1 rRNA gene is annotated in these 246 nt (G+C 35.8%); it reads left to right on the top strand.

The annotated features are described in order from the left end of the window. Positions 1–60, top strand: a 16S ribosomal RNA gene (locus QQ041_RS24105); the annotation flags it as partial. Between the last annotated feature and the right edge of the window lie 186 nt (positions 61–246).

Raw genomic sequence — 246 nt, 5'->3', positions numbered from 1 at the left:
ACTGGGGTGAAGTCGTAACAAGGTAGCCCTAGGGGAACCTGGGGCTGGATCACCTCCTTATACGAAGATATTCACGATAAGTGTCCACACAGATTGATGGTTTAGATTTAGTTAAAGCCAGAGCTTTAATTAATAACGTAAGTTATTGATTAAAGCTTTTTGCTTTATGCTCTTTAACAATTTGGAAAGCTGACTGATTGATTACTTACGAGTAATTCAATCAAATTTAAAAGTTCTCAATGTTTA

It is taken from the genome of Vibrio sp. TMPB1044 (assembly GCF_030442075.1).
GTDB lineage: Bacteria > Pseudomonadota > Gammaproteobacteria > Enterobacterales > Vibrionaceae > Vibrio > Vibrio satsumensis.
This window is presented reverse-complemented; position numbering and strand designations above follow the sequence as displayed.